General features: G+C 61.6%; 21 protein-coding genes. 13 read left to right on the forward strand and 8 right to left on the reverse strand.

Features of this window, described 5'->3' with window-relative positions:
• Positions 1 to 137: 137 nt before the first annotated feature.
• Positions 138 to 1,298: a substrate-binding domain-containing protein gene (locus SFU85_01555; GenBank protein ID MDX6765455.1), complete on the reverse strand. Its 1,161-nt coding sequence runs from the start codon at positions 1,296 to 1,298 to the stop codon at positions 138 to 140.
• A 12-nt stretch (positions 1,299 to 1,310) separates the two neighbouring features.
• Positions 1,311 to 2,009, reverse strand: coding sequence for a lytic transglycosylase domain-containing protein (locus SFU85_01560; GenBank protein MDX6765456.1), 699 nt, complete (start codon positions 2,007 to 2,009; stop codon positions 1,311 to 1,313).
• An 89-nt stretch (positions 2,010 to 2,098) separates the two neighbouring features.
• On the opposite strand from SFU85_01560, the gene priA reads away from it, so the two are divergent.
• From priA to SFU85_01595, 7 genes are all read left to right on the forward strand, one after another.
• The gene (gene priA, locus SFU85_01565) at positions 2,099 to 4,360 is read left to right on the forward strand and encodes a primosomal protein N' (protein ID MDX6765457.1); all 2,262 of its coding nucleotides are present in this window, start codon (positions 2,099 to 2,101) and stop codon (positions 4,358 to 4,360) included.
• 145 nt (positions 4,361 to 4,505) lie between these two features.
• Positions 4,506 to 4,853 carry a hypothetical protein gene (locus SFU85_01570; GenBank protein ID MDX6765458.1) on the forward strand — a complete coding sequence of 116 codons (348 nt, stop codon included), beginning with the start codon at positions 4,506 to 4,508 and terminating at the stop codon, positions 4,851 to 4,853.
• A 90-nt stretch (positions 4,854 to 4,943) separates the two neighbouring features.
• Positions 4,944 to 5,747 carry an FAD-binding domain-containing protein gene (locus SFU85_01575; GenBank protein MDX6765459.1) on the forward strand — a complete coding sequence of 268 codons (804 nt, stop codon included), beginning with the start codon at positions 4,944 to 4,946 and terminating at the stop codon, positions 5,745 to 5,747.
• Positions 5,740 to 6,156, forward strand: coding sequence for a hypothetical protein (locus tag SFU85_01580; GenBank protein MDX6765460.1), 417 nt, complete (start codon positions 5,740 to 5,742; stop codon positions 6,154 to 6,156). The genes SFU85_01575 and SFU85_01580 overlap by 8 nt, the downstream gene beginning before the upstream one ends.
• Positions 6,157 to 6,407: 251 nt before the next feature.
• On the forward strand, positions 6,408 to 7,949 hold the full coding sequence (gene metG, locus SFU85_01585) for a methionine--tRNA ligase (GenBank protein MDX6765461.1): 1,542 nt from the start codon (positions 6,408 to 6,410) through the stop codon (positions 7,947 to 7,949).
• 223 nt (positions 7,950 to 8,172) lie between these two features.
• The gene (locus tag SFU85_01590) at positions 8,173 to 9,993 is read left to right on the forward strand and encodes a phosphoenolpyruvate carboxykinase (GTP) (protein ID MDX6765462.1); all 1,821 of its coding nucleotides are present in this window, start codon (positions 8,173 to 8,175) and stop codon (positions 9,991 to 9,993) included.
• Positions 9,994 to 10,159: 166 nt separating this feature from the next.
• Positions 10,160 to 10,861: a hypothetical protein gene (locus tag SFU85_01595; protein ID MDX6765463.1), complete on the forward strand. Its 702-nt coding sequence runs from the start codon at positions 10,160 to 10,162 to the stop codon at positions 10,859 to 10,861.
• Here SFU85_01595 and SFU85_01600 read toward each other — a convergent pair.
• From SFU85_01600 to rplU, 6 genes are all read right to left on the reverse strand, one after another.
• Positions 10,851 to 11,666 carry a L,D-transpeptidase gene (locus SFU85_01600; protein ID MDX6765464.1) on the reverse strand — a complete coding sequence of 272 codons (816 nt, stop codon included), beginning with the start codon at positions 11,664 to 11,666 and terminating at the stop codon, positions 10,851 to 10,853. The genes SFU85_01595 and SFU85_01600 overlap by 11 nt on opposite strands.
• Positions 11,667 to 12,055: 389 nt before the next feature.
• Positions 12,056 to 12,238, reverse strand: coding sequence for a hypothetical protein (locus SFU85_01605; protein MDX6765465.1), 183 nt, complete (start codon positions 12,236 to 12,238; stop codon positions 12,056 to 12,058).
• A 144-nt stretch (positions 12,239 to 12,382) separates the two neighbouring features.
• On the reverse strand, positions 12,383 to 13,552 hold the full coding sequence (locus tag SFU85_01610; protein MDX6765466.1) for a sulfite reductase subunit alpha: 1,170 nt from the start codon (positions 13,550 to 13,552) through the stop codon (positions 12,383 to 12,385).
• A gap of 104 nt (positions 13,553 to 13,656) precedes the next feature.
• Entirely contained in the window at positions 13,657 to 13,887 is a 231-nt protein-coding gene (locus SFU85_01615; GenBank protein ID MDX6765467.1) for a ferredoxin, read from the reverse strand.
• Positions 13,888 to 14,157: 270 nt separating this feature from the next.
• Positions 14,158 to 14,415 carry a 50S ribosomal protein L27 gene (rpmA, locus tag SFU85_01620; protein MDX6765468.1) on the reverse strand — a complete coding sequence of 86 codons (258 nt, stop codon included), beginning with the start codon at positions 14,413 to 14,415 and terminating at the stop codon, positions 14,158 to 14,160.
• Between the two features lie 39 nt (positions 14,416 to 14,454).
• A complete protein-coding gene (gene rplU, locus SFU85_01625) occupies positions 14,455 to 14,769 on the reverse strand; it encodes a 50S ribosomal protein L21 (protein MDX6765469.1) in 315 nt (104 codons plus the stop codon).
• A 166-nt stretch (positions 14,770 to 14,935) separates the two neighbouring features.
• On the opposite strand from rplU, the gene SFU85_01630 reads away from it, so the two are divergent.
• The 6 genes from SFU85_01630 to SFU85_01655 all read left to right on the forward strand — a co-directional run bounded on the left by SFU85_01630 (position 14,936) and on the right by SFU85_01655 (position 19,959).
• On the forward strand, positions 14,936 to 16,219 hold the full coding sequence (locus SFU85_01630; protein ID MDX6765470.1) for a pitrilysin family protein: 1,284 nt from the start codon (positions 14,936 to 14,938) through the stop codon (positions 16,217 to 16,219).
• A 69-nt stretch (positions 16,220 to 16,288) separates the two neighbouring features.
• Complete coding sequence (locus SFU85_01635; protein ID MDX6765471.1) at positions 16,289 to 17,449, forward strand: anthranilate synthase component I family protein; 1,161 nt, start codon at positions 16,289 to 16,291, stop codon at positions 17,447 to 17,449.
• Entirely contained in the window at positions 17,446 to 18,135 is a 690-nt protein-coding gene (locus SFU85_01640) for an aminotransferase class IV (protein MDX6765472.1), read from the forward strand. Before SFU85_01635 ends, SFU85_01640 begins: the two co-directional genes overlap by 4 nt.
• A gap of 52 nt (positions 18,136 to 18,187) precedes the next feature.
• Positions 18,188 to 18,730, forward strand: a complete 543-nt coding sequence (locus SFU85_01645) for an iron-sulfur cluster assembly protein (GenBank protein ID MDX6765473.1) — start codon at positions 18,188 to 18,190, stop codon at positions 18,728 to 18,730.
• 33 nt (positions 18,731 to 18,763) lie between these two features.
• A complete protein-coding gene (locus tag SFU85_01650) occupies positions 18,764 to 19,660 on the forward strand; it encodes a hypothetical protein (GenBank protein ID MDX6765474.1) in 897 nt (298 codons plus the stop codon).
• Positions 19,657 to 19,959, forward strand: coding sequence for a hypothetical protein (locus SFU85_01655; protein ID MDX6765475.1), 303 nt, complete (start codon positions 19,657 to 19,659; stop codon positions 19,957 to 19,959). The genes SFU85_01650 and SFU85_01655 overlap by 4 nt, the downstream gene beginning before the upstream one ends.
• Positions 19,960 to 19,969 lie beyond the last annotated feature (10 nt).

Here is a 19,969-nt window from a genome sequence, read left to right on the forward strand (position 1 = left end):
CCGCCGCACTCGCCCCCTTGGAACGACGCTTGATAATCTTGGCCCGCAAATCAGCACTGTAGGATTTCATCCCAATCTTCTACGGGATACCACCAACACTGTACAGCTTTTACGAAGCTAATTAAATGCAAAATGCTCTAAAAGCTGACGATTTCCACCGGCACCGGAGGCTGGACGGGCCGGCTCGGGCGGTCGGCTTCCTTGCCCGAGAGGGTGGACACCGACATCCGCACCACCAGATCCGCGGGCAGGAGGATCTTGACCGGCAGTTGCGCGGCCTGCATTTCGTTCAGCAGGTAGTTGGCCGCCACCCGGCCCATCTCGAAGGCGTAGATGTCCACCGTCGTCATGGCCGGTTCCAGCATATGCGCGAAATGGTTGTTGTCGTAGCCGGCCACGCTCACGTCCCGGGGAACTTCGATCTTCATGTGGCGGAATTCGGCCACCAATTCGAAAGCTTCACGGTCGGTCGCGCAGACGAAGGCCGTCGGCTTGGTCTTGCGCGTCTGGTAGATCTCAGCCGCCCGCCGCGCGCACAGTTCGTGGTGTGGCTCGGGAAAGATCCACTCGGTGTGGGGTTCCAGTCCGTATTGGCGCAGGCTGTTTTGATAGGAGGCCAGTCGTTCCCGGTAGCCTTCGTGGAAACTGAGGCCGACCCCGTAGAATGCGATGTCGCGGTGGTTGTTCTGCACCAGGTGGTCGATGAGTTTTTCCATGCCCGCGCGGTTGTCCGAGCAGACGCAGCCCAGGCCCTCGTGGTGGATGTTGGCGTTGCCCAGCAGGACCGAGGGGATGCTGGCCGTGCGGGTGTATTCCAGCACCTCCGGCTCGGTGCGGCTGGCCAGGGCCAGGCCCATCAGGCCCCGTTCCCGCTGGAGCGCGATCTTTTCGATTTTATCCCGGCAGCTGGCGAAATTCGAGAGAAGGACGGTTTCGTAGCCTTCGTCCGACATGGTGTGTTCGAAGCCGGTGAGCCAGTCCTGGAAGAGACTGTACCAACCCTTGAGGATGTCGGTGTTGACCACGAATCCAACTTGGCCCAGGGGTTTCTGGTCCAGCCAGGCCCGGGTCTGCCAAAGCCCGGTGTCCGCCTTGTGGATCAGGCGCTCGGCTTCCAGATTGGCAAAACCCAGGGCCAGGGAGGAACGCGGGATGCGCAGCAAGCGACTCAGTTCGGCTTCCGAAGGAAAGGAGGCACCGAAATAATGCAACCGGGCCAAGGTGCGGAGGAGGGAAATCGCGCGATCTTTGTCACTGAAGGACAATTTGACCGTGGCCTTCTTTGAAGAAGCGGTCATGACAATTTCTATTTAGGCATACCCGTTGTCTGCTGGCAAGGTAATCCGGGCTTCTGGCGACGATTTGCGCTTTTGGATCGAACGCCGTTCCTGCCAGCGCCACCAGTATCCGGTGATTTTTCCCCACAGCAATTCGGGCACGGAAAGGTTGGGATGCTTGCGGTAGAGTTCCCATCGATCAAGGATGTCGAGGACATACTTTTTGGTGGTCGGAAAATCAATGCGTTCGATGAAGGCCCCGGCCACGGGTTTGGGCAGTTCCCGGGCCCAACGACGTGCATGCGTCCGTCCGGCATTGTACTCAGCCAGGCCGAAGACCTCCGGCCGGTCGGCTTCGCTCCAGCGACCCCGCGCCCGGGCCAGATACCACGTTCCGGCCAGGATGTTGGTCCGCGGGTCGAACAGGTCGGTCTCGCGGTAGTTTTCCAGTTTTTCCGCGTCGGCCCACTCCTGGCCCGCCGGCGGGGTGACCTGCATCAAGCCGCGTTCCCCCGCCAGCCCCGTCGCCTCCGGGTCAAAATCGCTTTCACGCCAGATGACGGCCCGGATCAATTGGACGTCCATCTGATAGCGGGTGGCCGCCTCGATGATCCAGGTGTCGAATTGACTGTCGCGTTCTTTTTCCTTCTTGCCCCACCACCATGCCCCGCCCAGCACCGCCAGCGGCGGCAGCAGGATGGCCAGATAAATGAGGCGGGAGGGGCGCTTCATGCGTCCAACCCTAGGGCTGCCCGTTCCGCACGCAAGCCCGGCAGCCCAAAAGGGCGTGACCCCATCCCGCCCTTCCTCATCATGGTGATGTGCCCGCCCCCCGCCAGACTTCGCTCGACCTCGCCTCCGCCGGATCGGCCGTCTATGTGCGCGTCGTCCCGGAAATCGCCCTCGACAAAGCCTTCGACTACGTCCTGCCTCCGTCGCTCAAGGGAAAAGTCCTGCCCGGCCACCGCGTCCGTGTCCCTTGGGGCAAAAAATCCGTCCTGGCCTATGTGGTCGATTTCCCGGAAGTACCCGAAGTCGCCCGCTGCCGCGAAGTCGAAGCCCTGGTCGATGCGCATCCCCTCATCCCACCCCCGATCCTCGCCCTGGCCCGCTGGATGGCCGCTTATTACTGCTGCGATCTCCCCCAGGTGCTGAAAATGATGCTTCCGGGCGTCGTCCGGCAAAAAGAGGACGCCTATAAAAAGCAACTCCGAGTCACCGTGCCGGACCACCTCGTCCCGGGGGAAGTCGAGGCCGCCCTCGGCCGGGCTACCGCCCAGAAAAAAGCCTGGCATGCCGCCCGTGCCAAGGGCGGGGGATTCCTGGCCGAGCTCTGCCGCGAACTCAAGACCACTGCCACCACCTTCCACGCCCTGGCCGACCGGGGCTTTGTCCGTATCGGCCTGGAAACCATTGAGCGCGATCCGGCCACCGCCCAGGTGACCACCTCGGATGCGCTCCTCCTCAACCCGGAACAAAAACATTCCCTGGAACTCATCCTTGCCGAGGCCGCCCTTCCCCAACCCAAGCCCGTGCTCATCCAGGGCGTCACCGGTAGCGGCAAGACCGAGGTCTACCTCCAGGCCCTTTCCGCCGTCCTCGACCGCGGAAAAAGCGCCATCATCCTCGTTCCAGAAATCGCCCTCACCCCCCAGACCATCGAACGCTTCCGCTCGCGCTTCGAGGGACGGGAAATCCGAGTGGCCGTGCTGCACAGCCACCTCTCTGCCGGGGAGCGGCACGACCAGTGGCAGAACATCCGCAGCGGCAAGGCCCGCGTCGTCATCGGCGCCCGCTCCGCCATCTTCGCCCCCGTACCCAACCTCGGGTTGATCGTCGTCGATGAGGAACACGAGTCCGGTTACAAGCAGGAGGAGGCGCCGCACTACCAGGCGAGGGATGTCGCGGTCATGCGCGGCTTCTTGGAAAAAGTCCCGGTCGTCCTCGGCTCCGCCACCCCGTCCCTCGAGTCGGTCCACAACGCCCGCCAGGGCAAATACCGCCTCGTCCGTCTCAACGCCCGGGCCGAGGATTTCCGCCTGCCCCGAGTTCACATCGTCGACCTGCGCAAAGAACCCCAGCGACCCGGCCATCCCGCGCTGCTGAGCGAAGTGCTCAAAAAGGCCCTCACGTCCCGCTTGGAAAAGGGCGAGCAGGCCATCATCTTCCTCAACCGGAGGGGCTTTGCCTCCAGCCTCCAGTGCCCCAAGTGCGGCCACGTCGAGGAATGCCCGCACTGTGCCGTGCCCCTGACCTATCATCGCAGTGAGCAAACCCTCCGTTGCCACTTCTGCGACCACCGCGCGGACGTGCCGCGCAAGTGCCCGGAATGCAATTTCGATCAATACCGCCTGGCCGGCACCGGAACCCAGCGGATCGAGGAAGCGGTGGCGCGCGACTTCCCCGCCGCCCGCTGGTGCCGGATGGATTCCGATTCCATGCGCAACAAAGGGGCTTTCGTGAAGGCTCTCGATGACTTCCGGGAAAAGCGCACCGACATTCTGGTGGGCACCCAGATGATCGCCAAGGGCCTGCACTTTCCCAACGTCACCTGTGTCGGCGTGGTCTCGGTCGACCACGCCCTCAACCTGCCCGATTTCCGGGCGGGCGAGCGCGTCTTCCAGCAACTGGTCCAAGTGGCGGGACGGGCCGGGCGGGGGGAGGTGCCCGGCGAGGTCTTCGTCCAAACCTACAGCCCGCACCAGGACGCCATCCAGTTTGCCCGGCACCACGATGTCGATGGCTTCCAGGAATCCGAGTTGCAATACCGCCAGGCCCACGGCTACCCGCCGTTTTCACGGGCCGTGCTCATCACCTTCCGGGGGCGGTCCGAGGAAAAAACCAAGTTCTGCATCGAGACCGCGGCGCGGCGGCTGAAGGAGGCCCTGGAGCCGAAGATCCAAGTTCCCGACCCCGGCCCGGCGCCGTTGCCGCGGTTGCGCGACCACTTCCGCTACCAGATCTTTTTGCTCGTGCCCTCGATCGCCGCCGTGGCACCGCTGTTGAAACGGGAGATCGTCGACGTGAACTGGCCCGGTGAAGTCCGAGCCGTGGTCGACGTCGATCCGGTCAACTTGCTGTAGTTGGCCGCAAAAAAGCGCAAAGCGCGCAAAAAAATCCAAGGCATTTTCCTTTTGTGAATTCTGCGCCTTTTCGTGGCCAACTACCTTGTTCTCACTCAGGCATTCACCCCATAGTGGCGGTCGGGTCCGGGGATAACATCAGGTTATGACGGACACTTTTCTTTCCACCGGTCACATGGCGTTATGGCTCCTGATTGCCGGGTTGTTCTTTCCCCGTCTGGCCCTTCTTTTCGCATGGCTCATCACCGGGACCTATCCGGCGAATCCCCTGTCTGACCTGGTGAACGTGCTTTCGTGGCTCTTCTTCCCCCGATTCCTGATGGCCTATTACATCTACCTAGATATGGGCACGCAGAACTTCTGGTTCTGGGCCTACATCGTGGTGGGCATCGTCAGCATCTTTGGCGAGGGTGGTTACGTCCACCGGCGCATCATCCGCCGGACCCGCGTCAGCCGCGACGGTCGCACGACCACCACGGTCGAGGAAGAGTAGGGGCAACACCTCCCAATCAATCCGTCAAGAGTGCGGAGTAACCTCCGGCACACTCGTTTGTCCTCAGGTCAATGTGTGGCAGAGTGAAGCATGATTCTCCCGCCGCCCGGACCCGACCGCGAGGCCAGCGTCCGCCGGCTGGCCACGTTGCTCGAGGGACTTTATGCCGGGTCCCCGGCGGACGCCAGGCCCGGTGTCTGGGTCGGTGGACGCAACGCCGCCCTCGCGCAGCTCCGCTCCTGGACGGCCGGGGGCTATGCCGCCACTCGCAATTCCCTTCTTCCCGGGCACGGCAATGTCTCCCGCCTTTCCCCCTATCTTCGCCATGGAGTGCTCACGTTGCGTGAGGTGGCGGAACACGTTCGCCACACCTGCACCTCGGAAGCCGACCGGGTTAAATTCTGGGCCGAACTCGGCTGGCGGCAGTTCTGGCTCCTCGTCCGCCGCGCCCGGGGAGACGCGATCTACCACGACTTGGAGCCGCCGAAGGTTCCGCTCGGCGAAGAACGGATGCCCGACGATATCGCGGAAGGCCGGACTGGGCTGGCCTGCATGGATGCCTTTGTGAAAGAATTGACCACCACCGGCTGGCTGCACAACCACGCCCGCCTCTGGTTCGCCGCCTACGTGGTTCACTTCCGCAAAGTCCGCTGGCAGGAAGGGGAGCGCTTCTTTTACCGTCATTTGCTCGATGGCGACCCGGCCAGCAACGCCCTTTCCTGGCAGTGGGTGGCCTCCACGTTCTCCCACAAGCCCTATATCTTCAACCGCGACAATCTCGAGCACCACACCCGCGGCGTTCATTGCCGGACCTGCACCGCGGCCTGCCCCTTCCAGGCTTCATATCCGGAACTGGAGCGGCGGCTTTTTGGGAAGGAACCCGGCCATGACTGAACCTGTGCTTGTTTGGTTGCACGGGGATTCCCTCTCCCCCGAAGATCCCGCCGCCCGGCTCCATCCAGGGGCCCGCCGCGTGTTCGTCTTCGATCGCCCGTTGCTCGAACGTTCGCCGCTCAGTTTCAAACGAATCTTCTTCCTCTACGAATGTGCGGGCGAAGCGGCGGACGAACTCCGCGTGGGTGACCCGGTGGAAGAATTGATCAGCGCCTGCCACAGCGCCGGAGTCCGGCGCATCGCCGTGACCGAGAGTTTAGCGCCGCGTTTCCATGAACTGGTCACACGGTTGGGAGAATCCATGGCCGTCGAAATCGTGCCCGCAGACAGCTTCGTCCCCGTTCCCGCGGACTACGTTCCCAAGCGGTTCAGCGCATTTTGGAAAAACCACGGCCGGGAATGGCAGTGAGACAGAGTTCATGGAATAGCCGACCCTCTCCCAAAAAGAGGCTTCCGGGCTCACGGTGTCAGGTATCCGCTTCGACCACCAGCAGACGGACTCCGGCGTGACAGGGGGGATTTTCAGAGGACGGAGAACGGAGGACAGATGGCGGATGGCGGATGGCGGAGTGGTCGCCACGGCCACTCTCCGACATCCCCTACAGGACGACGGCGGTTCGTGCTTGGAGGGTGGACGGGGGCGGGTATACTTCTGCCTTTATGCCCGAGCGCTTTTTCATCACCACGGCCATCGACTATGTCAACGGGAAGCCCCACTTGGGCCATGCCTATGAGAAGGTGCTGACCGATTTCCTCGCCCGCTTCCACCGTCGCGCCGGGGATGAGGTTTTCTTCCTCACCGGGGTCGACGAACACGGACTGAAGGTCCAGCAGAGTGCGCAAAAAGAAGGGGTCGAACCCAAGGTGCTTTGCGACCGCAACGCCGCCCTCTTCCGGGCGCTTTACGACCGGCTTGGGGTCAGCTACGACGACTTTATCCGCACGACGGAAGACCGCCACAAGCACGTCGTCCGCCTGATTCTGCAGAAGCTCTTCGACGCCGGGGAAATTTACGCCGGGGACTACGAGGGTTATTACAGTCCGAAGCAGGAGCAGTTCCTGACCGAGAAGGAGATGGTCGACGGGAAGTTCCCGGCCGAATACGGTGACGTCATCACGCTGAAGGAGCCGGTCTATTTCTTCCGTTTGGAAAAGCACCGCGCCTGGCTGCAGGACTTCATCCGCAGCAACCCGGACTGGATCTTCCCGGCCTTCCGCAGCAAGGAAGTGCTCGGTGCGTTGGAGAACCCCATCGGCGACCTCTGCATCTCGCGCCCGAAGTCGCGCCTGGCCTGGGGCATCCCGCTGCCCTTCGATGAGGACCAGGTGACTTATGTGTGGTTCGATGCCCTGATCAACTACATCTCCGGCATCGGCTACGCCGGGGAGGGGATCGATCCGCGCTGGCCGGCGGTGCATGTCATCGGCAAGGACATCATGGTCCCGGCCCACGCGGTTTACTGGCCGATCATGCTCAAGGCCCTCGGTCTGCCGCTGCCGAAGCAACTCCTCGTCCATGGCTTCTGGCTGCGCAACCAGGAGAAGATGAGCAAGTCCGTCGGCAATGTCGTCGACCCGCTGGATGTCATCGATGTCTACGGGGTGGACGCCTTCCGTTATTTCGTCCTCCGCGAAATGGCCCTGGGTCAGGATGCGGACTTTTCGCCGGAGCAATTCCACCAGCGCTACCAAAGCGAGTTGGGCAACAACCTGGGCAACCTCGTCAACCGCACGGTGTCGATGGTGGGCCGTTACCGCGAGGGCGTGGTGCCCGTTCCGGAGGCGTCCACCTTGACCCCGGCGGATGAAGCCCTGCGCGCGGACCTGTTGGCCGGCATCGCCACCTATCGCGAACTTGTGGGCAAGCTCCAGATCCACATGGCGCTGGTAGAATTGTGGCGGGTGATCACGCGGGCCAACCAGTATGTCGAGGAATCGGCTCCGTGGAAACTGGCCAAAGATCCTGCTTCTTCGCCCCGTCTCGACCGGGTGCTTGCAGAAATGACGTCGGCCCTCGTCGTGCTTTTGGCCGAGTTGCAACCTCTGCTGCCGCAAACAGTGGAGAAGGCGCGCGGCCAACTGGGTGGCCTGACTCTGCCCGCTGGGGTGGATGATCCGGCCTGGCCGGTCTTGCCTGCGCAACTCCGTTTGGGCGCCCCCGAGCCCCTTTTCCCCAGAATCGAAATCGTCCCGGCGGTTTGAGCCTCGTCGTTCCGAACCCTCGTTCCGGGTGATCCACCGGATTTCCTGCCAAGCTAAGGGGTCTATTCTGGACTTGCTCATAATAAGTTAATCTAATTTTAATGCTTGCCATGAGGGATGGTATCTTATTATGATTCCTTATGATTTAAACCTGCCATGGCGGGACTGACCGAGGGATCGGTGGCTCGCCTGGCGGAACCGGAAACCAACCAGAATACGAAGTATGAGCACCCCACGCGTCGGAAAAGGACACACCACCAACCCCAACCTCCTCAAGTGGATTGAAAAGATCACCGAACTCTGCCAACCGGATCAGGTTCATTTCTGCGACGGTTCGCAGGAAGAATCAGATGAGTTGCTGCAACAGATGGTCGCCTCGGGCATGGCGGTCAAGTTAAACGAAAAGAAGCGCCCGAACAGTTTCCTCTTCCGTTCCGATCCGAGCGATGTGGCGCGCGTGGAAGACCGGACCTACATCTGCAGCTTGAGCCAGGACGATGCCGGTCCGACCAACAACTGGATGGACCCGCGCGAAATGCGCAAGACCCTCAAGCCGCTTTTCGCCGGATGCATGAAGGGCCGCACCATGTATGTCATCCCCTTCAGCATGGGCCCGATCGGGTCGCCCATCTCCCACATCGGCGTCGAGTTGTCGGACTCTCCCTACGTGGTGGTCAACATGCGCCTGATGACCCGCATGGGCCAACGGGTCTTCGACGAAATCGACAAGGGCGATGTCTTCGTCGTCCCCTGTGTGCACTCGGTCGGTGCTCCGCTTGCCCCCGGTCAGAAAGATCCGGCCTGGCCCTGCAACCCGACGACCAAATACATCGTGCACTTCCCCGAAACGCGCGAGATCTGGTCCTACGGGTCCGGTTATGGCGGCAATGCCTTGTTGGGCAAAAAGTGTTTTGCGCTGCGCATCGCATCCTGCATGGCCCGCGACCAGGGCTGGATGGCCGAGCACATGCTCATCCTGGGGGTCGAGGACCCGAAGGGCGAGAAGACCTATGTGGCGGCGGCCTTCCCGAGCGCCTGCGGGAAAACCAATTTTGCCATGCTCATCCCGCCGAAACCGCTCCAGCAGCAGGGTTGGAAGGTTTCGACCGTGGGGGACGACATCGCCTGGATCAAGCCCGGGGCCGACGGACGGCTCTACGCCATCAACCCCGAAGCGGGGTACTTCGGCGTGGCTCCCGGAACCAACGAAAAATCGAACCCCAACGCCATGGCCAGTTGTTCGAAGGACACCATCTTCACCAATTGTGCCCTGACCCCGGATGGTGATGTCTGGTGGGAGGACATGACCCCGGAGCCCCCGGCGGGCACCCTGATTGACTGGAAGGGCCAGCCTTGGACCAAGGAAAGCAAGGAAAAGGCCGCGCACCCGAATGCCCGATTCACCGCCCCGGCGAAGAACTGCCCCAGCCTGGATCCCGCCTGGGAAGACCCGGCTGGGGTGCCGATCAGCGCCATCATCTTCGGGGGGCGGCGCATGAGCCATGTGCCGTTGATCTTCCAGGCCTACAACTGGACCCACGGCGTTTACCTGGGCGCCACCATGGGTTCGGAGATGACCGCTGCGGCCTTCGGCAAGATCGGAGAGGTCCGGCGCGATCCCTTCGCCATGCTGCCCTTCTGTGGTTACCACATGGGCGATTACATCCGTCACTGGATCAACATGGGCAAGAAGCTCAGCGAAACCCCCCGCATCTTCCACGTCAACTGGTTCCGCAAGGACAAGGACGGCAAGTTCCTCTGGCCGGGCTTCGGCGAGAACATGCGTGTGCTCAAGTGGATCGTCGACCGCGTCCGCGGCCGGGGCGTTTCCAAGGAAACCCCGCTCGGCTGGATCCCGCACCATGAAGACATCGACTGGACCGGCTTGGATTACTCCAAAGCCAAGTGGGATGAACTCATGGAGATTGACCGGTCCATCTGGTTGCAGAAGACCCTGCAGCACGAGGAATTGTTCCTCAAGCTGCACGACCACCTTCCCAAAGAGATGATCTACGAGCGCGAGCTGTTGATCTGCCGGTTGTAAACGATTCGGTTTGTTCCTTGTGTTTGAACGGCCCCGGAGATATCCGGGGCCGTTTTTTTAACCAGGGCTCTCGAAATCTTGTAGGGGGGCAAGGGACTGCCGCCCTACAGGGATCGTCAAAATCTTCCCGGCTGATTTCTTCCCATCGATCTGATAAAAAAAGGCGATGTCCCGTGGATGCCTGGCGTTGTTCCCGTTTTTACTGATGGTTGTGGGGGACTCCTGCCCCGCCTCTGAAGTGCAAGACCATGGCCTGGCCTTTGAGCGTCTGGTGATTCGTCAGCTCACTGGCTCCGAAGAGTTGGAAAAATCATACACCGCGGAGTGGGACATCCCGGCCGTGGCGAACAAACGGACCGGGCTGCCCATCTCCGTGAAATTCATCGAATGGAAGAACAGTGTCTATCTCGGCGATGTCTTGCGCCAACGGACCATCCGTGAGCCGTTCGAGATGGTGGTGGGCTTCTTTCAACCCGATGCTGCGCGCGGACGGGCACGCATTGTCGCCGTGCATCACCTGACCTTCCAGCCCGAGGTTTGGCTCTCGTGGTGGGGCACGGTGACCGAGGCGGACCTGCGGGCAATCATCGAGGCGGCCAAGACCGGCACCGTGGCGGAGGCCCAGGAAGCGGCCCGTCCGATGGCGGCGGCCCTGCGAAAAAAGTCGGTGATCTTCAGCATCAACCCGAAAATCAACAAGGACCAGCGTCGCATCCAGTGTTCCATTCCCTTCAACCGTTTCTACGCCGAGGTCCTGCACCAACCGGAAATTCCGCAGGAAAGATTGGAGTTGTTTGGAAGTGAGTTCCCGGGCGAAACCCTTTGGTCCGCCCGCCCGTCAACGGGCATTGGGCCCGTCATTCGATGACTTCGACCGGTGTTCCGACATCGACCATCTGGAGGATTTTCCGGGCGTTCCAATTGGCCAGACGGAAACAGCCGCTGGATCCGGTGCGGGAGATGTCGGCCGGTTCCGGAGTGCCATGGATGCCATAGCCCGGGAGGCTGAGCCCGGTCCACGCCATGCCCACCGGGTTGTTCGGCCCTGGAGGCAGGATCATTTTGGCGGTCAGTCCCTCTTTTTCCGCAATATGGGTGAGGACCGTGGGATCGAAGGTGTAATTGGGGTTGGGAACCTTGTTCTTCACGGTCAGCGCCCCGGCCGGGCGTTTGTTCTTGTTGGCGGCGATGGAGCAGGGGAAGCAGGCCACGACTTGGGTGCCCTTGTAGGCCAGCAGGGTCGTTTCGGACAGGAGAATCACGATGCGGTCGACCTTGGGCAGGGGAAGTTCCGGCTGGAGGTTGGGCACGGTGAGGCGGGTTCCGGTTTCGATGACCGTGAGCCCGGGGTTGAGTTCCTGGAGGAAGGAAGGCATGGCGTGGAATTTTTCACCGAGCATTTCCCAGGCATCGTTGTAGCCGAGGTGGGTGGCTTTGGCTTTATCGGCCCAGAGCACGGGAGTGGGTTGGATGAGGGCCAGGTCCTCGGCGGTCACGGTGTATTCGAGGAAAGGATTACCGGCCATGCCCAGGGCGATGCGGGTTTCGACGTCGAGCTGGCCGGTCACCGGCAGACCGCGGTTTTTTTGGAACTGGGTGATGGCGCGCTTGCTGCGCATGCCAAAGTCGCCGTCGATGGTGCCGCAAGAAAAGTGCCAGCGTTCGAGGCGCACCTGCCAGGTGGCGTAGTCCAGTTCGGTGACGGGGGCGTCGCCGATGATGGGTTCGGCGCGCTTGACGATCCCGGTCAGGGGCGGTTCTTCCGACTTGGGTTCTGCCGGGGGAAGAGCTGAGGGCGCGGGGGCAGGGATGGGCGTGGATCCCGGAGCGGGTTCAGGATGAGGAGTGGATTCAATCCTGGCTGGGGCGGGTGTGGGCGTGGGCGGAGGAGCAACATCCGCGGGAAGGGGATCTGCCTTGGGTGCGGGATCGAAGGGGGAGGACGCAGACGCCGGAGCGGGCCCGGGCGGGATCGGGGATTTAGCCGATGGAGCCGGTTGAGCCGGTGGGGGTGGTAGGGTAGGGGTGCGGCGAGGCGGTGGCTCCGCCGGCTGGACCGGGGTTACTTTTTTTTTTGGGCGGGGGCCGATCCGCGCTCATCTTCCACTTGGAAAACTTCCGCATCCGGATGGGCCTCGACCATCTTCATGGCCTTTTCGGTCAGGGTGGCCTGATCGGCGTTTTTTTTGCGCTCGAGGTGCAGGAGGTAAAGGCTGACTCCGAGGGCACCCAAGGACAGGATCAAGACAAGGCCAAGCCAGGATGGGGATTTCCCCCCTTTTCCGCGCGTGTCGTGGGTGCTTTTCTTCCGCGTAGCCATGCCTTGAAATTCGCCACATGTGGGCGGTTGTCAATCACCCGGTATCGCTTCATAGGTGCCCGGCGGCCATCAATACACGTCGCGGACGTATCGGCGCTCGTCCTTCATCAGGGTCTTGTTGATGTATTCATCGGCCGCTTCCGGAGAGAGGCCGCCGTGATCGCGGGCGATGTCAATCAGTGCCTGATGAACGTCCTTGGCCATTCGCTTGGCGTCGCCGCAGACGTAGAAATAAGCCCCGTCCTTGAGCCACTTCCAGAGTTCGGCCCCGTTTTCGCGCATGCGGTCCTGCACGTAGATCTTGTGTTCCTGGTCACGGGAGAAGGCCGTATCCAGGCGGGTGAGCAGACCGGCTTTCTGCCAGGCGGCAAATTCCTCCTCGTAAAGGAAGTCGGTGGATTTTTTCTGGTCGCCGAAGAAAAGCCAGTTCGGGCCGGTGGCACGGTCCATTTCGCGTTGTTCCAGAAAGGCGCGGAAGGGGGCAATGCCGGTGCCGGGACCGACCATGATCACGGGCGTTTGGGGGTTGTCCGGCAGTTTGAAGTGTTTGTTGGGGGCGAGGAAAACCGGCACATGGGGTTTGCCGATGACGGTTTCGTCGGCCAGGAAGCCCGAGGCCAGGCCCTTTTTCTTCCGTCCATGGTGTTCGTAGCGGACAATGGCCACAGTGAGGTGGACTTCGTCCGGGTGTTTGGCCTGCGAGGAGGCGATGGAATAGAGGCGGGGAACGATGCGGCCGAGCATTTCCAGCAATTCAGCGGCACTCGGTTTGTATCCGGGCACCTCGGTGAAGACGTCGATGACATCACGGGTGAAGATGTAGTCGGCCAGTTTGGCTTCATCGGCGACGATGGCGGCCAATTCTTCTTTTTTGGGCCCGGCGGGGAGTTTTTCAGCCAGGGCCTTGACGAGCTTGGTGCCGGCCCGGTTGAGGGTGAAATCTTTGGTCAGGAGCTCGTGCAGGGATTTGGTGCTGCCGTCTTTCTGGGCGATGGGCTCGGCGGGGTTGAGGCCGAGGAGTTGGATCAGGCCGTCGACCACGGCGGGGTCGTTGACCGGAAAGACACCGAGGGAGTAGCCCGGTTGGTATTGCATGCCGCTCCCGGAAAGGTTGATGACGATGTGGCGGGTTTCCTTGGCCGAGCCGGGCTTGTTGATCTGATTTTTCGAGCTGACAGTGGAAAGAAAGGGGTTGTTCTTGTTGTAGGGGCTGGCGGGGGCTGCGACGGCGTCACTCATGGGTTCTCCTCGGCGGGTTGGTTTGAAAAGGGTGTGAAAATGGAAAAGGCAGCAGGGTAAACCCCGCTGCCTTTCCGGCAAGAATATTTGCTGATTGGCAGCGATCAACCGTCGTTGCCGATGGCGCCCGTCGGGCAGACATCCAGCGCGCGCTGGGCGGCGTCTTCTTCCTCGGGGGAGGCGGGTTGCTTGTAGAAATAGACGTAGGTCTGGTCGTCGTTGTACTTCAACAACCCGGGGGCTTCGTCCAGACAGACGTGGCACGGGGTGCAGGTATCATCGACATACCATTTTCCGGGAAGGTTTTCGGGTAGTTTGCGTGTTGCGTCAGCCATGGGTTCTCCTGGTTGGGGTTGAGGCTTTGGGCAAAGTATGCGGAAACGCTTTCAATTCAAGGAAAGAATGGCGTCTTGAAACTTCCTGGCCCGGGGGTGGGTCGAGGCGTGGTTCGCGGGGACCTTTCCCAAGTCCGCAGCCGGGGTTTCAGGGGGTGGCCAGGGCATAAAAAAGCCGCCGGGCATGCCGACGGCTTTTTGCTCTTCTGCTGTTCTTTAGATGGCTAGTCGGCGCCAGCCTTTGGTCGCTGGACGATGGCCGCCGGCCGATCAGGAAGCCGAAGAGAGCGGGAGAACGTGGACGCGGCGGTTGGGCTTGTCGAACTTCACATTGCCGTCCGTGAGGGCGAACAGGGTGTGGTCGCGGCCGATGCCGACGTTGGTGCCGGGGCGGACGCGGGTGCCGCGCTGGCGGATGATGATGTTGCCGGATGCGACGAGTTCGCCGCCGAATTTCTTCACGCCGAGGCGTTTGCTGGCGCTGTCGCGGCCGTTCTGGGAACTTCCTTGTCCTTTTTTATGTGCCATGGAGAGGAGGGGGTGGAGGTTATAGGGAGGGGGGTGAAATCAGGATTTGATCTTGGCGATTTTCACGCGGAGGTAGCGCTGGCGGTGTCCCACGGTGCGGTGATAACCCTCGGTGCGGCGGTATTTGAAGGCGATGACCTTGTCCCCTTTGACCTCTCCGAGGACTTCGCCGGTGACGGAGGCGCCGGAGACGGTGGGCTTGCCCACATTGACGGAGGCACCGTCTGCGATCAGAAGGACGTCGTTGAAAGTGGTGGATTTACCCGGCTCTGCGCCCGCGAGGAGTTCCACGTCAATGAGGTCGCCCTCGCTGACTTTGTATTGTTTACTACCGGTACGGATGACTGCGAACATGATATTTGGCTCCTAGAGAGTTTTCGAGAATGCCCGAATTCCGGGGTCACTCAAGGAAAAAGATGGGAATTATGTCCCCTGTGGGCGGGGTGGTGGGGAGGCGTAATCCCGGGGGGATGCCGGGCAGTAGTTTGACACTCCCCGACGGTGACGATAATTTGGCCGGATGCCCGTTTACCAAACCCATGCCCTGGGGCGTTCCACTTTGGTTTTCTGCCCCCTTGAGCATGTGGAAAGCGTGTCAGTCGGACTGTGGTTCCGCACGGGTTCCCGCTATGAGCCCCTGGATCTGCATGGGGGAGCCCATTTTTTGGAGCACATGCTCTTCAAGGGCACCCGGCGGCGAACCGCCCTCCAGATCAGTGAAGCGGTGGAAAGTCGCGGTGGTGACCTCAACGCGTTCACTTCTGAAGAAATGACCTGTTACTACTGTCGGGTGGATTCCGACCACCTGAAACTGGTGCTGGATGTTCTCTTCGACATGCTTTGGCACTCCAGCTTCCCGGCCGCGGAAATGTCCCGGGAACGCGGAGTCATCCTGGAGGAAATCCGGATGTACGACGACCAGCCCCAAGTGGTGGTGCAAGAACACCTCAACCAGGCCATGTGGCCCTCCAGCACACTGGGCCGGTCCATTCTGGGTTCACCCGATTCGGTGGCGGCCATGTCGCGCACAGCCTTGATGAAGTTTTGGCGGGGTCACTACGGTCCGGATTCCTTGGTGGTCTCGGTGGCCGGCCGGACCGATTTGGAGACCGTCCAGTCGCTGCTTCATGCCCACCTCCGGGTGGCGACGACCAGCCCGGAAACGCGTGGTTGGAAGCCGGTTTCCTTCAAGACCCGGCGCACCGTTCGCACCGAGGCCACCACCCGGCCGGTCCAGCAGTGCAATCTCGCCCTGGGCATCCGCGGCATCCCGCGCAAAGACCCCCGCCGCTTCGCCGAGAAGCTCCTATCCGTCATCCTGGGCGAAAACATGAGTTCGCGCCTCTTCCAAGTGGTGCGTGAAAAGCACGGTTTGGCGTATTCGATCCACACTTCGGTTTCGCATTTCAATGACACCGGCGCCTTTTACATCCAGGCCGGGGTGGAGCGGGAAAAGATGGCGGAGGCGCTGGGGTTGGTGGCCACGGAATTGGGCCGCATCGCCCGTTATGCCCCATCCGCCGCCGAAGTCCGCCGGGCCAAGGATTACACCATCGGCCAGTTGAAACTCGGCTTGGAAAGCACCACCAACCGCATGATGTGGATGGGGGAATGCATGCTCGGCCTGGGCCACCTCATCCAGCCGCGTGAAATCATCGATACGGTTGAGGCCGTTTCGCCGGCCGAGATTCGCAGTGTGGCGGCGGATTTCTTTCAACCCGGACGCATGACGCTTTCCGCGGTCGGTCCCGAACTGGATGCCGCCGAGTTGGAAGAGGCGGCCCGTCCGTTCAACAGTCTTTAAAAAAATGGCCACGGCAACGCCCGCTCCCAGGCGCTTGCTTCCCGGTCAATCCTGCCGAGAGTGGAACCGATGAATCCGCCCCCCACTGCCGTCATCGTGCGCGATGGAATGCCCGGTACGGCCTATTTTTTTGGGGCGGCCGATTCCACCCTGGTTGGCGGGCCGGGTGATCATGGCCTTTTGGCGGAGGGTCTGGCCCGCCGTCGCGCCAGTTGCCCGCCCGCGGATACCGTACATCCACCAGGAGCGTGGGTCGGGGCCTTCCGATACGACGGGTCCTTTGTTTTCCATGATTGCCCGCATGTGCGCGTCGGGACCTGCGATGAACTCTGGCCCGAACAGATGACCGCAGCAGCGGATCAATCCGGGTTGGTTCACCCGTGGATGGAGACACTTGACCGCCACGGCTATCGGGCGGTCGTCAACGCGGCAAAGGAACACATCCGGGCGGGCGACATTTACCAGGTGAACCTGACCCGCCGTTTCTGGCAACCGTCAGCTGGCGACAATGCCTACGAACTCTTCCGGCACTTATGGTCCGTGACCGAAGCGCCGTTGTCGGCCTTCCTCAGCCTGCCGGGCGGCGCGCTCTGCTCGGCCTCGCCGGAACTTTTTCTATCGATTCAAGGGCGCCAAGCAACCACCCGTCCGATCAAAGGCACCCGCCCGCGCGAACGCGATCCGATGCGTGATGCCCAGAATGCCTACGAGCTGGTGTCCTCGCCCAAAGAGCAGGCCGAACTGGTCATGATCACCGATCTGGAACGCAACGACCTCGGGCGAATCTGTGAGTATGGTTCGGTGGAGGTTGCCGAGCTGGTCAAACGCGAGGCCTTTTCCCATGTCTTCCACTTGGTGTCCACCGTGACCGGCCGGCTGCGGTCGGGTATCGGGCCGGTGGAAGCGGTTGCGGCGTGTTTCCCCGGGGGATCCATCACCGGCGCTCCCAAAAAACGGGCCATGGAGATCATCTCCGCCCTCGAAACCGAACCGCGCGGTTGGTATACCGGTGCTATGGGTTACTTTGGTTACGATGGATCGGCCCAGTTCAACATCGCCATCCGCACACTGGTGCTGGAGGAGGGCGTGCTGCATTTTCACACCGGCAGCGGCATCACCGCGGACTCCGACCCCGGGCAGGAGTTTGATGAAACCCGGCACAAAGCCTCCGCCCTGCTCCAGGCGGTGGCCCAATACCGTTCCTCACACATGGCTGGCGTCACCACATGATTGATCCACTGGATGAGGGGTTCCGCTACGGACGGGGGGCGTTTGAGACTGTTCGGGTTTCCCGGGGACGGGCCCTGCTTCGCGCGGAGCATGTCGATGCCTTGAAAGAAGCGGCCGTGGCCCTGGGTTTGGACAGCAGCCGTATCGAACCCGGAGATCCGCCTGCCGATAGCGGCTTCTGGCGATGGATCCTGACGCCGCGGCAGTTTCTCACCCTCTGGGTCGATGAAGGCGTTGAGGAAGTGGTGGGGGTCGAACTCGGGCTATCCCGTCTGCGCGTCTGTTCAACGGCATGGGAATCGCGCCACAAGACCTTGAGCTACCTTTTGCAGATCCAAGCGCGGGAAGAATCCGTCACGGGCCGGGATGTCCTCTTGAATGAAAACGGTCATATGGCCGGGGCCACCATGGCCAACCTGTTCTGGGTGCGCGACGGACGCGTCTTCACCCCCTCGCGGGATTGTGGTTGCCGGAACGGGGCGGTGCGGCGCTGGATTTTACGGAACACACCGGATTTGGCCGAAGTGGCCGAATCCCCCGCCGTGCTGGATGGCGCGGATGAAATCTTCCTGACCAATTCCCGCCTGGGTATTGTTCCTGTGCTGCGATGGCAGGGAATGACCTGTAACACCGGGCCCGTCACGCTCGGTCTGCGTGGCCGGCTTTTGGAAGCCTGGAACGGTTGAGGATTTCCCCCGGGGGTGTTGCAACAGTCCGGGATTCGGCCATTCTTAAGCCATGTCCGAAAACGGTTCCCAAATCCAGATCGTCCGCGATGTCGACGCTGTGCAAATTCCCGCCGGGACATCGGTCACCCTCCACGCGGGCAGTGTGGTGGTGCTGACCCAGTCGCTCGGTGGCAGCTTCACCGTTCATTCCCAGAATCCTCCCGGACTTTTCCGCATCGCCAGCAAGGATGCACCCGCCTTGGGGCTGCAATCCGAGGACGCGGGCACCTCTCCTGCAACCGGGAGTTTGGAGGAACGCATCTGGGAGCGCCTCAAGACCTGCTACGATCCGGAGATTCCGGTCAACATCGTCGACCTCGGTCTGGTTTACAGCATGGTTCTTTCCGATGCTGCCGGTGGAAAACGGGTCGATGTCAAGATGACCCTCACCGCCCCCGGCTGCGGCATGGGTCCCTCGATTGCTGCTGACGCCAAGCAGAAGATTCTTTCCCTCAAGGAAATCTCCGAAGCCGAGGTTGAGGTGGTTTGGGAGCCCCAGTGGAACCCTTCGATGATTTCGCCCGAGGGCAAGCAGCGCCTTGGAATTGAATAAGGACAGGGACCGAGGACGGATGACGGAGGACAGATGACGGCTGTTTCTGCCAACTGCGTCCGGCCCGGTTTCGTGAGGCATGAGCTGGATTGGCGATTGGAGCGGGATGAGCATCCGGCGCGCATCGAGTCCCTGATGGGTGAACACATGCGCCGGCGGGAGCGGGGCGAAACCCATCCGGTTTACGATTTTCTCTTCGAGTATTATTCCTACCGGCCTTCGCATCTTTTCAAATGGAGTCCGGGCTTGGGGGTTTACTTGGAAGGGGCAGGACCGGCAGATTTTCCTGACAAACCCTGGGCTTTTGACTGCGACGGAGGATGGATCGATGCCGCGCACTTGCCGCTTCACCGACGTGAGAGTTGGGAGTGGATCTTGCGCCTGCTGGAGGTGACGGCAGAGCGCCCGCCGGTTTTTGCCTGCGGGGGGCTGCACGAGTGGGCCATGGTTTACCGGGGAGAGGTCCGCCATGCTGCCGTGCCGCTGCGGATGCAAGCCGACGACCTCGCGGCATTTGTGGAATCGCAGGCGATCAGTTGCTCGCACTTCGACGCCTTCCGTTTTTTCACTCCCGCCGCACGGCCTTTGAACCGGGTGCAACCGTCGAAGGAATCGCGCCACACTCTGGAGCAACGGGGTTGCCTTCATGCCAACATGGATCTCTACAAGTGGGCCTACAAGATCGCGCCCTGGGGATCTTCGATCCTGTTGGCCGACTGCCTGGAGCTGGCCATGCAGGCCCGGGAACTGGACATGCAGGCCAGCCCGTACGATCTGCGGTCGTGGGGATTAGAGCCGGTGAAAATGGAAACGACCGAAGGCCGGGCGGCCTTCACGCGGGGCCAGATGGAACTGGCGGAGAAAGCCGTTCCCCTGCGACGACGCCTGATCGCGGAATACCGGACGGCCCTTTCCTTGCAAAGCCCATGAATACGACCACCCATTTTTGGTTCCAGCCGGGGCCTTCCTTCGGCTACACCCTCAAGCGCATCGGCGAACACCCTTGGAACACCATCCTGACCATGAAGGAGGCGGTGAAACTCGACCCGGGATCGCTGGTCTTCACCGGGCCCCACGCCGACGGACACGCGCGTTACTGGAAGGAAATGCTTCCCCAGTTCTTCGAGCAGGGGAAGGAGCCGGTTTTCGAATTGGACACCACCCCGATCCACCCCCACAAGGTCGAGGTCGAACCGAGAAAGCCGTTCGAGCCTTACAAAGACCGCTGAATGGAACCGA

Source organism: Candidatus Methylacidiphilales bacterium (genome assembly GCA_033875315.1).
In the GTDB taxonomy this organism is placed as follows: Bacteria; Verrucomicrobiota; Verrucomicrobiia; order Methylacidiphilales; family CAZTYG01; genus JANRJG01.

What these genes read in the sequence shown, in the direction of transcription:
- SFU85_01570 (MDX6765458.1), top strand. Translation starts at nt 4,506, where the DNA reads ATGACGGACACTTTTCTTTCCACCGGTCACATGGCGTTATGGCTCCTG.
- SFU85_01645 (MDX6765473.1), top strand. Translation starts at nt 18,188, where the DNA reads ATGTCCGAAAACGGTTCCCAAATCCAGATCGTCCGCGATGTCGACGCT.
- metG (MDX6765461.1), top strand. Translation starts at nt 6,408, where the DNA reads ATGCCCGAGCGCTTTTTCATCACCACGGCCATCGACTATGTCAACGGG.
- SFU85_01615 (MDX6765467.1), bottom strand. Translation starts at nt 13,887, where the DNA reads ATGGCTGACGCAACACGCAAACTACCCGAAAACCTTCCCGGAAAATGG.
- SFU85_01560 (MDX6765456.1), bottom strand. Translation starts at nt 2,009, where the DNA reads ATGAAGCGCCCCTCCCGCCTCATTTATCTGGCCATCCTGCTGCCGCCG.
- SFU85_01655 (MDX6765475.1), top strand. Translation starts at nt 19,657, where the DNA reads ATGAATACGACCACCCATTTTTGGTTCCAGCCGGGGCCTTCCTTCGGC.
- SFU85_01635 (MDX6765471.1), top strand. Translation starts at nt 16,289, where the DNA reads ATGAATCCGCCCCCCACTGCCGTCATCGTGCGCGATGGAATGCCCGGT.
- SFU85_01650 (MDX6765474.1), top strand. Translation starts at nt 18,764, where the DNA reads ATGACGGCTGTTTCTGCCAACTGCGTCCGGCCCGGTTTCGTGAGGCAT.
- SFU85_01575 (MDX6765459.1), top strand. Translation starts at nt 4,944, where the DNA reads ATGATTCTCCCGCCGCCCGGACCCGACCGCGAGGCCAGCGTCCGCCGG.
- SFU85_01610 (MDX6765466.1), bottom strand. Translation starts at nt 13,552, where the DNA reads ATGAGTGACGCCGTCGCAGCCCCCGCCAGCCCCTACAACAAGAACAAC.
- SFU85_01555 (MDX6765455.1), bottom strand. Translation starts at nt 1,298, where the DNA reads ATGACCGCTTCTTCAAAGAAGGCCACGGTCAAATTGTCCTTCAGTGAC.
- SFU85_01580 (MDX6765460.1), top strand. Translation starts at nt 5,740, where the DNA reads ATGACTGAACCTGTGCTTGTTTGGTTGCACGGGGATTCCCTCTCCCCC.
- rplU (MDX6765469.1), bottom strand. Translation starts at nt 14,769, where the DNA reads ATGTTCGCAGTCATCCGTACCGGTAGTAAACAATACAAAGTCAGCGAG.
- SFU85_01595 (MDX6765463.1), top strand. Translation starts at nt 10,160, where the DNA reads ATGTCCCGTGGATGCCTGGCGTTGTTCCCGTTTTTACTGATGGTTGTG.
- SFU85_01630 (MDX6765470.1), top strand. Translation starts at nt 14,936, where the DNA reads ATGCCCGTTTACCAAACCCATGCCCTGGGGCGTTCCACTTTGGTTTTC.
- rpmA (MDX6765468.1), bottom strand. Translation starts at nt 14,415, where the DNA reads ATGGCACATAAAAAAGGACAAGGAAGTTCCCAGAACGGCCGCGACAGC.
- SFU85_01590 (MDX6765462.1), top strand. Translation starts at nt 8,173, where the DNA reads ATGAGCACCCCACGCGTCGGAAAAGGACACACCACCAACCCCAACCTC.
- SFU85_01640 (MDX6765472.1), top strand. Translation starts at nt 17,446, where the DNA reads ATGATTGATCCACTGGATGAGGGGTTCCGCTACGGACGGGGGGCGTTT.